The sequence below is a fragment of the Trabulsiella guamensis ATCC 49490 genome, from assembly GCF_000734965.1.
Lineage (GTDB): Bacteria > Pseudomonadota > Gammaproteobacteria > Enterobacterales > Enterobacteriaceae > Trabulsiella > Trabulsiella guamensis.
Genome location: NZ_JMTB01000220.1, coordinates 1 through 451, shown reverse-complemented (window position 1 = coordinate 451; position 451 = coordinate 1). Strand labels below are relative to the sequence as shown.

The following is a 451-nucleotide window of genomic DNA, read 5'->3' as shown; positions in this document are numbered from 1 at the left end:
GCCGCTCATCACTTTTGTGTATTTTCCGATACCGGACAGGTCGAGCGTCACACGGGCAGCAAAGCGGCGGATATCCCCGCGCCGGAACTGGTTTTTGACAACAACATACTGACGGGCCTGCGGATCGAGATGTTTCACTACGTCGAACACCTCCGGCTCAAACTTCATGCCGTCAACGTAGTGAACACGGTCTGCGCCGGGGTTGGCCGCCAGTATCTGTGTCCCGCACTGCTCAATCACCGCCGGGGCAATATCGTCCTGAATAATCTCAGCCGGTGACTGTGTACCGACAACCAGCATCCCGTTGAGCTTACGGATGGTTTTCAGCCGGTTATACGCGAAGTCCTTAAATACCGGGTCACGCAGCCACTTCCAGAACTCGTCCATAAAGATGACCAGACGACGGCCATCAAGCAGACTGGTGATGCGGTACAGCAGGTAGAATGATATC

The 451-nt window shown here is 55.0% G+C and carries 1 protein-coding gene; it reads right to left on the bottom strand.

Features of this window, described 5'->3' with window-relative positions; genetic code table 11:
• Positions 1-451: TraG/VirB4 family ATPase (locus tag GTGU_RS23640; RefSeq protein ID WP_038163869.1), on the bottom strand; the 451-nt coding region annotated here is incomplete at both ends.